This window comes from Staphylococcus sp. GDY8P45P, from assembly GCF_017892745.1.
GTDB classification, from domain to species: domain Bacteria; phylum Bacillota; class Bacilli; order Staphylococcales; family Staphylococcaceae; genus Staphylococcus; species Staphylococcus cohnii.
In genome coordinates, this window is record NZ_JAESLS010000014.1 from 1 (window position 1) to 10,801 (window position 10,801).

Annotated in this window: 11 protein-coding genes and 1 pseudogene; 10 read left to right on the top strand and 2 right to left on the bottom strand. The window is 34.2% G+C overall.

The features are described from left to right. Positions 1-113: 113 nt before the first annotated feature. From KA873_RS12280 to KA873_RS12305, 6 genes are all read left to right on the top strand, one after another. Positions 114-920: a nucleotidyltransferase domain-containing protein gene (locus tag KA873_RS12280; RefSeq protein WP_225417023.1), complete on the top strand. Its 807-nt coding sequence runs from the start codon at positions 114-116 to the stop codon at positions 918-920. Beyond that, positions 901-1,635, top strand: a complete 735-nt coding sequence (locus KA873_RS12285; RefSeq protein ID WP_000662263.1) for a class I SAM-dependent methyltransferase — start codon at positions 901-903, stop codon at positions 1,633-1,635. The genes KA873_RS12280 and KA873_RS12285 overlap by 20 nt, the downstream gene beginning before the upstream one ends. Before the next feature lie 32 nt (positions 1,636-1,667). Further along, positions 1,668-2,531 (top strand): aminoglycoside nucleotidyltransferase ANT(6)-Ia, encoded by an 864-nt coding sequence (locus tag KA873_RS12290; protein WP_002294505.1) that lies wholly within the window; start codon positions 1,668-1,670, stop codon positions 2,529-2,531. A 43-nt stretch (positions 2,532-2,574) separates the two neighbouring features. After that, entirely contained in the window at positions 2,575-3,102 is a 528-nt protein-coding gene (locus KA873_RS12295) for a phosphoribosyltransferase family protein (RefSeq protein ID WP_002294507.1), read from the top strand. A 131-nt stretch (positions 3,103-3,233) separates the two neighbouring features. Then, positions 3,234-4,043, top strand: coding sequence for an ANT(9) family aminoglycoside nucleotidyltransferase Spw (locus tag KA873_RS12300; RefSeq protein ID WP_002294509.1), 810 nt, complete (start codon positions 3,234-3,236; stop codon positions 4,041-4,043). Between the two features lie 217 nt (positions 4,044-4,260). Beyond that, entirely contained in the window at positions 4,261-4,512 is a 252-nt protein-coding gene (locus KA873_RS12305) for a hypothetical protein (RefSeq protein WP_002294510.1), read from the top strand. A 50-nt stretch (positions 4,513-4,562) separates the two neighbouring features. On the opposite strand, the gene KA873_RS12310 is transcribed toward KA873_RS12305, so the two are convergent. Continuing rightward, complete coding sequence (locus tag KA873_RS12310; RefSeq protein ID WP_002325145.1) at positions 4,563-5,021, bottom strand: hypothetical protein; 459 nt, start codon at positions 5,019-5,021, stop codon at positions 4,563-4,565. 67 nt (positions 5,022-5,088) lie between these two features. Here KA873_RS12310 and KA873_RS12315 point away from each other — a divergent pair, with 67 nt between their 5' ends. The 3 genes from KA873_RS12315 (at position 5,089) to lnu(B) (ending at position 8,451) form a co-directional block, all read left to right on the top strand. Beyond that, a complete protein-coding gene (locus KA873_RS12315) occupies positions 5,089-5,667 on the top strand; it encodes a recombinase zinc beta ribbon domain-containing protein (RefSeq protein WP_088186203.1) in 579 nt (192 codons plus the stop codon). A 442-nt stretch (positions 5,668-6,109) separates the two neighbouring features. Next, entirely contained in the window at positions 6,110-7,594 is a 1,485-nt protein-coding gene (gene lsa(E), locus KA873_RS12320; protein WP_002294513.1) for an ABC-F type ribosomal protection protein Lsa(E), read from the top strand. A gap of 53 nt (positions 7,595-7,647) precedes the next feature. After that, the gene (gene lnu(B) / locus KA873_RS12325) at positions 7,648-8,451 is read left to right on the top strand and encodes a lincosamide nucleotidyltransferase Lnu(B) (RefSeq protein WP_002294514.1); all 804 of its coding nucleotides are present in this window, start codon (positions 7,648-7,650) and stop codon (positions 8,449-8,451) included. Between the two features lie 308 nt (positions 8,452-8,759). Here lnu(B) and KA873_RS12330 read toward each other — a convergent pair. Beyond that, positions 8,760-10,061: pseudogene (locus KA873_RS12330) on the bottom strand (ISL3 family transposase). 417 nt (positions 10,062-10,478) lie between these two features. On the opposite strand from KA873_RS12330, the gene KA873_RS12340 reads away from it, so the two are divergent. Beyond that, complete coding sequence (locus KA873_RS12340; RefSeq protein ID WP_000205227.1) at positions 10,479-10,703, top strand: helix-turn-helix domain-containing protein; 225 nt, start codon at positions 10,479-10,481, stop codon at positions 10,701-10,703. Positions 10,704-10,801 lie beyond the last annotated feature (98 nt).

Here is a 10,801-nt window from a genome sequence, read left to right on the forward strand (position 1 = left end):
GGCTACAGTGATAACATCCTTGTTAAATTGTTTATATCTGAAATAGTCCATACAGAAGACTCCTTTTTGTTAAAATTATACTATCAATTCAACTTTGCAACAGAACCGAAGGCATCGTATTAGGGGGCTCACGTGCAAGAGGCACCCATACAGAAAATTCTGATATAGATATCGGAATCTATTACAATTCAGACTCATTTGACCTGACAGCGATTAATCAAATTGCTACAGAATTGGATGATAAAAATAGAAACAACCTTGTTGTGCCTCCCGGAGCGTGGGGTGATTGGATTAATGGCGGCGGATGGTTATTTATAAATGGGTATCATGTTGACTTGATTTTACGTGATATAAAACGGGTAGAACAAATAATCAAAGATACGGAGCAAGGAATTGTTACTGCCAATTATCAGACCGGGCATCCCCATGGTTATATAAGTGCAATGTATCGTGGAGAATTAGCGATTAGTAAAATACTATATGCTAAGAACGAAAGCTTATGCGAATTAAAAAAGCAGGCAGAAATTTACCCTACTGCTCTAAAGAAAAGCTTGATGAACTTTTTTATATTTGAAGCTGAATTCTCTTTAATGTTTGTAAAAGCAAATGCGGGGGTAGAGGATAAATATTATATTGCAGGCCATGTTTTTCGTATTATTTCATGCTTAAATCAAGTACTATTTGCATGTAATAATGCTTATTGTATCAACGAAAAGAAAGCTATAAAACTGCTTGAAACTTTTGAACATAAACCTGAAAAATATACCGAGAAGGTAAATCATATTTTTGAAGTACTCGGTATCTCACTTTTTGAATGCTACGATATGACCGAGAAACTTTATAAAGAAGTGAATGAAATTGTATCGGAGATAAATAACTTTTTAAACGAGGAGAGTTCAGATGAAAGAAAACAAATATGATGATAATATATTTTTTCAAAAATACAGTCAAATGAGTCGCTCGCAGAAAGGACTGGCTGGTGCGGGAGAATGGGAGACTTTGAAAAAGATGCTACCTGATTTTAAGGGTAAGCGTGTGCTTGATTTAGGATGCGGCTATGGATGGCACTGTATATATGCGATGGAAAACGGTGCTTCCTCTGTAGTAGGTGTTGATATTTCTCATAAAATGCTCGAAGTAGCAAAAGGAAAAACCCATTTTCCACAGATTGAATATGAATGCTGTGCCATAGAAGATGTGGATTTCCCAGAGGAGAGCTTTGATGTAATACTAAGTTCGCTTGCGTTTCATTATGTAGCAGACTATGAGAATTTAATAAAAAAGATATATAGGATGCTGAAGGCTGGTGGCAATTTAGTTTTTACAGTTGAACATCCTGTTTTTACTGCTCATGGAACACAAGACTGGTATTATAACGAAAAAGGAGAAATACTGCATTTCCCGGTGGACAATTATTATTATGAGGGCAAACGGACAGCTATGTTTTTGGAAGAAAAGGTTACAAAATATCATAGAACACTGACCACATATCTAAATACACTGCTTTCAAATAGTTTTATAATAAATCAGATTGTGGAGCCACAGCCGCCAGAGAACATGATGGATATTCCGGGGATGGCGGATGAAATGCGACGCCCAATGATGCTGATTGTATCGGCAAAAAAGAAGATGTAATAATATAGAAAAAATAAACGAGGAGTATGTAAATGAGATCAGAAAAAGAAATGATGGATTTAGTACTTTCTTTAGCAGAACAGGATGAACGTATTCGAATTGTGACCCTTGAGGGGTCACGCGCAAATATTAATATACCTAAAGATGAATTTCAGGATTATGATATTACATATTTTGTAAGTGATATAGAACCGTTTATATCTAATGATGACTGGCTTAATCAATTTGGGAATATAATAATGATGCAAAAGCCGGAGGATATGGAATTATTCCCACCTGAAGAAAAGGGATTTTCCTATCTTATGCTATTTGATGATTACAATAAAATTGATCTTACCTTATTGCCCTTGGAAGAGTTAGATAATTACCTAAAGGGCGATAAATTAATAAAGGTTCTAATTGATAAAGATTGTAGAATTAAAAGGGACATAGTTCCGACTGATATAGATTATCATGTAAGAAAGCCAAGCGCAAGGGAGTATGATGATTGCTGCAATGAATTTTGGAATGTAACACCTTATGTTATTAAAGGATTGTGCCGCAAAGAGATACTGTTTGCAATCGATCATCTGAACCAGATTCTACGGTTTGAACTACTTAGGATGATGTCGTGGAAGGTTGGGATAAAGACAGAATTTTCATTAAGTGTTGGGAAAAATTATAAGTATATTAACAAATACATTGATGAAGATCTATGGAATAGATTATTATCTACATATCGCATGGATTCCTATGAAAATATTTGGAAGTCATTATTTATATGCCACCAATTGTTCAGGGAAGTGTCCAAAGAGGTAGCAGAACTACTGGGGTTTGATTATCCAGAGTATGGTAAGAACATAACAAGATATACCGAGGACATGTATAAAAAATATGTTGAAAATGACTATTTTTAAAGATTAGCAAAGATTATTAACCATAAGCAAGGGGTGTAAATGTATGGAAAGTACTGATGTTATAAATGAAATTAGAGGTATATTACCTCGTAACTCAATTGGAAAATATGATTTACTAACTATTTTTACACATAAAACCGTTTTTGATAAAATTGTAAAAGTACTATCATTGGATTTTCAAAATAAAGTAGATTATGTGGCTGCCCCAGAAGCAATTGGATGGATACTAGGCACTGCCATAGCCAAAGAACTTGGAGTGGGGTTTATTGGAGTAAGAAAAGGTGATAAGCTGCCATACGCAAAAGAAGAGATTATTTCGACACATTTTACCGACTATTCAGGTCAAGATAAAAGCTTTGAAATATCTAAGAGTTCTATTGTGAGGAACAAAAGAGTTTTGATTGTAGATGATTGGATAGAGACAGGTTCTCAAATGAAGGCTTTAATAGCTTTGTTAGAGAAATTGGATTGCAGCATTATTGGGTTGGCTACTATTGGGATTGATATAAATGAGGTTACTCAAAAATGGATAGACAGCAGTTTTGTAGCTTATATTGGCTCAAACATATAATAAACCGAAAGAAAATCTTGAATCAAAATTTTGGATGGCGTTAATTTACAATACAACGAAAGATGTTTACTCTTTTTTTATAAATTTTAAGAGGCGTTAAAAAACAGTTTTCAGACGAAAGGAGATCGAAGTTGAGTATAGATTTAAGTAACAAAAAAATTCCGAAAGAAGCAATTCAAGCATTAAAAACTATAGCGGAACTACTTGATAATATGTTAATTGGGGTGTATTTGTATGGTTCGGCAGTAATGGGTGGTTTACGTATGAATAGCGATGTAGATATTTTGGTAATAACAAATCAAAGTTTATCTGAAAAAACTCGAAGGAATCTTACAAATAGGTTAATGCTTATATCTGGGAAAATAGGAAACATAAAAGATATGAGGCCTCTTGAAGTTACGGTCATAAATCAAAAGGATATTGTCCCTTGGCATTTCCCCCCCAAATATGAATTTATGTATGGCGAGTGGCTAAGAGAGCAGTTTGAAAAGGGAGAAATTCCTGAGTCGACTTATGATCCGGATTTAGCAATACTTTTAGCACAACTAAGAAAAAATAGTATTAACCTTTTGGGACCAAAGGCAACAGAAGTAATTGAGCCTGTGCCAATGACAGATATTCGAAAAGCAATTAAAGAATCGTTGCCCGGGTTGATAGCTAGCATTAACGGTGACGAACGCAATGTGATTTTAACTTTAGCCAGAATGTGGCTGACAGCATCTACTGGTGAAATTCGCTCAAAAGATCTGGCAGCTGAATGGGCGATACCTCAATTACCCGATGAGCATGCTACTTTACTCAACAAAGCGAGAGAGGCTTATTTAGGAGAGTGTGTTGACAAGTGGGAAGGAATGGAATCTGAGGTGGCTGAACTCGTTAATCATATGAAAAAGTCTATAGAGTCTTCCCTTAATATCCAATTACCTTTTCGAATAGTTTAAATATAACAAAGACTAGTTGTTAATGTGCATTATTGATTGCTTCGATATGTTCCCCCATATATCAGTTTCTTAAAAAATAATCAAAATACCGTTGATACGTTCCCGCGAACGAAAGGGTTAAAAATCAGCTTAAGACATCAATGCCATCAACTAGAGCCACGTTGAGACGTGTGTTTTATTGTCCCACAAAAGTGCAGACGATTTTATCAGTGTAAAAATGGAGTACGCAGACGACCGAAAAATCCAGCCAGATCGTATCACCTACAGGCTTATTCAGGAGTATATCGAAGAAAAGTACGGCTTCAAAGTTCACACTGCAAACATTGCAGAGGTCAAAAGAAACTTAGGCCTGCCGATGTACGACGCACCAAACGCAGTTGAAGAACTAAAACGCCCATATAAACCAGCACCAGAATATAAAGTAGAAGCTATTAAAGACGCATTAAGGCACTTCAAGGTCATAGATTAAAGTAAAGTACCCTTTCAGCAGATCATTACTGTTGAGAGGGTCTTACTTTTTCAGAAGCCGGCCAATGTAAGGATAGCCCTACAAGATTGCGGGTCTTTCTCTTCGAGCCATGTTTCCAGATTGCTTATAGCGATATCCTTTTGAATATGGATGCTCTCTTCAAATCGATATTCGATTGCACATGTAAGGATATCAACAGGTTCATCAAGAACCTTACCGCCAAGAACTGGGTATTCGTCAATTACAATCCAGTCAGGTGGGAGACCATCAAAGAGAGCCTGCGGATACAATTCCCTAAAGTGAATCTCAATTTCCATAGCTTCGATCTCACCTTGTTCTTTATCTGGGTAACAAGTGGCATAAGATACATCGAAGCCTCTAGTGAGCAGCATCTGAACGACATTGATGAGTTCAATATCAACAGGAATGGTCTTATCGGCGCATTTACAACAAGGCTTCGACCAAATTTCACTGTATAGCTCTAAACATCGTGGACACATCGTCATCATACAATCACTTCCTTCACCAGTTTATAGAAAGTAGTTCTTTTAAGATTAAGTGCCTGCATAGTTGCAGTTGCAGTTTGCTCGCCAGTGCGGTGATATTTACCGCCGGGTACACTGGAATAACCGAGGTTACAAGTCTATTGTTTGGAGATGCGTCAGCCGTTTGGAGGAAAAAGGATCTGAATGTACTGCCCCTACCATAAACGAGGAAACATTGCAGACAGCAGTGGTCAAGGCTATTAACGAACTTTTGGCTAACAAAGAACCCTTCCTCCAGGCGTTGCAGAAAAACATAGCTACTATACTTAATGAAGAAAATGATAATGCCACCAATGATATTGATAGCAAATTGGAAGAATTACAACAACAGCTTCTTATCCAAGCAAAATCCAAGAATGACTATGAAGATGTGGCTGATGAAATCTACCACCTTCGAGAATTGAAGCAAAATGCACTTGTTGAAAATGCAGAGCGTGAAGGAAAAAGGCAACGAATCGCTGAAATGACTGATTTCTTTAATGAACAATCCTGTGAGTTAGAGGAATATGATGAGCAGTTAGTAAGGAGGCTTATAGAAAAAGTTACGGTATTTCATGATAAGTTCGCCGTTGAATTCAAATCAGGAGTCGAGATTGATGTAGAAGGGTAATCTTTAGAAAGAGAACAGAAGAATTATATTGGATTTTTAAAGATAATATGATATAATAAAACGACTTGGAGGTGGAAGAATGTATAACTTTTCTTGCTAATTATATGATGCATAATAAGATATTTAAAGAAACGGCTATAGAACCGTTTGTTTTGTTATGCAAATTGCAAGAAAGTTAAGTATTCTACACTCAATAATACATTACAGTAACCTTATGTTATGTATAACAAAAGGTAATAATAGTATTTGTTTTTGAGCCGTAAGAATTTACTTTCTTGCGGCTTTTAATATTTGTAAAAGAAAGGAAGATAAACGTGATAGACAATGATACTATGTCATTCATGACAAAATCCTTGCAGAGTTGGATAACATTATAGAGTAATTAATGCCGAAAACCGACTTTGCTTATAAAATTTTTATAATGTAAAGGAGGAAGAAATATATGTCCTTAATAAATGTTTCAAATCTAACTTTTTCATATGAAGGAAGTTATGACAATATTTTTGAAAATGTAAGTTTTCAGATAGATACAGATTGGAAACTCGGTTTTATTGGAAGAAACGGACGCGGTAAAACTACTTTCTTAAATTTACTGCTTGGCAAATATGCGTATTCCGGCAATATAAGTTCTACAGTTAAGTTTGAGTATTTTCCTTATGATGTGGAAGATAAGAGTCTATATACAATTGAAGTAATGAAGAGTATTTGTACGGAATGTATGGATTGGGAGATTTTTCGTGAAATATCATTGCTTGATGTTCAAGAAGATGCTTTATATCGTCCGTTTAATACATTGTCAAATGGTGAGCAAACGAAGGTCCTTCTTGCAGCTTTATTCCTTACAGCGAGTTGTTTCCTGCTTATTGATGAACCTACAAACCATCTTGACATCGATGCACGTAATGTAGTGCAAAACTATTTGAAACGCAAGAAGGGGTTTATTTTGGTATCTCATGATAGAAGCTTACTTGATCAATGTGTTGACCATATACTATCTATCAATAAAACGAATATCGAAATCCAAAAGGGAAATTTTACTTCTTGGTGGGAGAACAAAACGTTACAAGATAATTTTGAACTGGCAGAAAACAAGAAACTCCTTAAAGAAATAGGAAGGTTGTCTTATGCAGCAAAACGTAGTTCAAACTGGTCAAATAAAGTAGAAAAAAGTAAATATGGAACAACAAATTCTGGTTCAAAACTGGATAAGGGTTATGTTGGACATAAGGCTGCAAAAGCGATGAAACGTGCCAAAAATATTGAGTCAAGACATCAGGAAGCCGTTTTACAAAAATCAGAACTGCTCCACAACATTGAACAATATGATGACTTAAAAATTTCACCACTTGAATTTCACAAAGAGTGCTTAATAGAAGCGAATGATTTATCATTGTCTTATGGAGATAAAGAAGTATGCAGTAATCTTAATTTCAGAGTCAATATTGGTGATAGAGTTGCCATTATCGGAAAAAATGGGAGTGGTAAGTCTAGTATCCTAAAATTGATTAATGGAGATGATATTAAATTTACCGGAAATTTTATGCTAGCAAGTGGACTAAAAATTTCTTATATTTCGCAAGATACTTCATATTTAAAAGGTAATCTATCTGAATTTGCCTATAATAATAAGATCGATGAAACTCTATTTAAAACGATTCTTCGTAAACTGGATTTTAATAGAGAGCAGTTTGATAAGAACATGGTGGATTTTAGTGCTGGTCAGAAAAAGAAAGTACTAATTGCTAAAAGCCTTTGTGAAAGTGCACATTTGTATATATGGGATGAGCCATTGAACTATATTGATATTTTTTCACGTATCCAAATTGAAAAAATGATTTTGGAATATTGTCCTACACTATTGTTTGTGGAGCATGATGATGCTTTTTGCAATAACATTTGTACGAAAAATATTAATTTAGGTTTGTAGAGATTTTGAGTTGCCACAATAACTAAAAGATATTTACATGAAAGGGTGAAGAAATGTTAAAACAAAAAGAATTAATTGCAAACGTTAAGAATCTTACTGAGTCAGATGAACGAATTACAGCTTGTATGATGTATGGATCGTTTACCAAAGGAGAAGGTGACCAATACTCTGATATAGAGTTCTATATATTTTTGAAAGATAGTATAACCTCGAACTTTGATTCATCCAACTGGTTGTTTGACGTAGCTCCGTACTTGATGCTTTATAAAAATGAGTACGGAACAGAGGTAGTTATTTTTGATAATCTTATACGTGGGGAATTTCATTTCCTTTCTGAAAAAGATATGAACATAATCCCCTCGTTTAAAGATTCAGGTTATATTCCTGATACGAAGGCTATGCTTATTTACGATGAAACAGGGCAATTAGAAAATTATTTATCAGAGATAAGTGGTGCAAGACCAAATAGACTTACTGAAGAAAATGCTAATTTTTTGTTGTGTAATTTCTCTAATCTATGGTTGATGGGAATCAACGTTCTAAAAAGAGGAGAATATGCTCGTTCATTAGAACTCTTATCACAACTTCAAAAAAATACACTACAACTTATACGTATGGCAGAAAAAAATGCTGATAATTGGCTAAACATGAGTAAAAACCTTGAAAAAGAAATTAGCCTTGAAAATTATAAAAAATTTGCAAAGACCACTGCTCGATTAGATAAGGTAGAATTATTTGAAGCCTATAAAAATTCTTTGCTATTAGTTATGGATTTGCAAAGTCACCTTATTGAACAATACAACTTAAAAGTTACACATGACATTTTAGAAAGATTGTTGAATTACATTAGTGAATAGGAGAGTAACGTTATTCACAGTATTGGGTACTGAAAATTAACAGCATACCTCAGTTTTTCAAAAAACAGCGAAGCCTATGGATATGTTCCCGTCTACCGATAGTGCAAAAAGTGTCGTGGATATGTTTCCGAGAACGGACATACACAAATGACATTCATTCTGTCCTCTCAATCCATATTGAATGTGTGACTGTTTTAAGTAAGTAAGGAAAACATAAAAAAACGGGCTCTTTGTCAAATCGGACTGATGAGACAAATATTGAAGATGATGAATTTGAGAATTTTCTCAAATTCATCATCTTTTTTTAGTTATTCAATTGTGACAAGGTCGTTTATCATAAAAATTCTTATCTTCATATTACTAAAAGATTTGAAGCCATAAGATACTCTTTTTAATATCTTAATATGAGTATTTTTAGCTTCTATTTTTCCGTTAGAATACTTATACGTTAAGCATTACGAATCCCTTCTTCATAATTAATCAGATTTTCAATCTTCTGTTTAAATAGTGGATCTAAGGTAGTCGGTAAGTTCTTTAATAAATCAAAAAATGAGTCTGGATCTTTATTTCTAAAGTGATAGGTTAATAATTTAAACACGCCATAGGCTTCTTTTAAGTCTGTAGAAAATGATAAAAGACGATCAATCATCATTGATTCTGTTAGAGGGGGAAACTTAGGTGAAGGAAAGCTTCTCCAATTTTTATATTCTGAACTAGAAACAGTCATTTGATTCTTTAATAGGTATTTCCAATTTACTTTTAGCTTATTGGCTTCAGAACGCTGGTGATTCTTTATTAATGCTTTCATTTCCCTGACTCTAAAGTCATTAAAAGCTTGGTTTAAGTGTTTAACGATATGAAACCTATCAATGACTAAAGCTGCACAAGGAAAGATTTTTTTAGTTAACTGAAAATAAGCCGCATTCATATCTGTCACTAGAAATTTTACCTGTTCTCGTTTCTCCTTGGGAGAACGATTGAAGTAATTCATTAGTTTATCAAGTCTACGACTAGGAAGAACATCAACCAGTTCACCGGTTTCACCATTGGCACAAATAAAACTCATTTTATCTTCATAGGTGGCATGAGATCTGAATTCATCAACCATTAGAAATTTTGGAAAAGAGCGTGGTTTAAGCGTTTCAGGTAAATGTTTTTCAACAGATTTAAGGACCCTTATAACGGTTGTGAGTGATACATGACATATCTTAGCGATAACGGTCATTGATATTTTTTGAGTTAATAATTCTAGTATTCTAAATGTCATGAATCGACTAATAAAACAATTTTCTTCAACGATAGAACATTGAGTTGTCCAATGTTGATGGCAGTTTTTACAAAAATATCGTTGTTTTTTTAGCTTTAAAATAGTTGGAATATTTTGATATGATTCCAAACGAATTGTCACTTCTTTTTTCCCATTTTTTACAATGGTTTTCTTTTCATCTGCATCGTTCGCATGAGACTGACAATACTTACAGGCCGTAAGCTTAGGTGAGTAGGTACCAGTGATAATTAATGTGTTCACACCTTTGTATTTTCCTTCTTCAACACAAGTTAAATTTAAATCTTTCTTTAATTCGCAACATTTTTTTGATATGATTAGTCATGACATGTCGTCCTTTCTATTTAAGATTTTGGTTGGTACTTTAATTTTACTAGATAGACGACATGCTTTTCTACTTAAATAAACTAAAATAGAACTGATGAATCAAAAAATGATTCATCAGTTCTATAAATTATAGAGCCTGAATTTATCCGCAAAAACAAATTCCGCACCTTAGAATATGATGATAAGCTTGTAAGGAAGATAATCCAGAGCGTTACAGTGTATGAAGACCACTTCGTCATAGTCTTCAAATCTGGCATCGAAATGGAAATATAAAAACCCAAAGTAAATAGCCCATGACTCTACAGTAGAGTTGTGGGTTTTCTTTTGCTTGCTGATTATAATAATATTTTAATAACTATTGTGTTTATCAATCAAATGGTTTACAATATTCTTAGCGTAAACTTGGAGGTGCTGTATGACTACGGCAGAAATGATTAAAGAACTGTGTGAGCAAATGAATATAAGTGTTTCCGAACTTGCTAGACGTATTGGCCAGACTCCACAGAATTTCAATAAAAAATTACAACGAGAAACAGTAACCTTGGATGAGTTGAAGGCCATTGCTGATGTGCTAGGTGTCAAGTTTGTGCAGGCATTTATTTTACCAGATGGAGAAGAAATAAAAATATCTAACGAATAAAGGAGGATGTTTATATGGTAGGTAATGTTATTCAAATAGTAACAGAGAAATTATCATCTTTGCCTTTTATAGAAGGCATGGTTCTGTTGCAAAGTAAA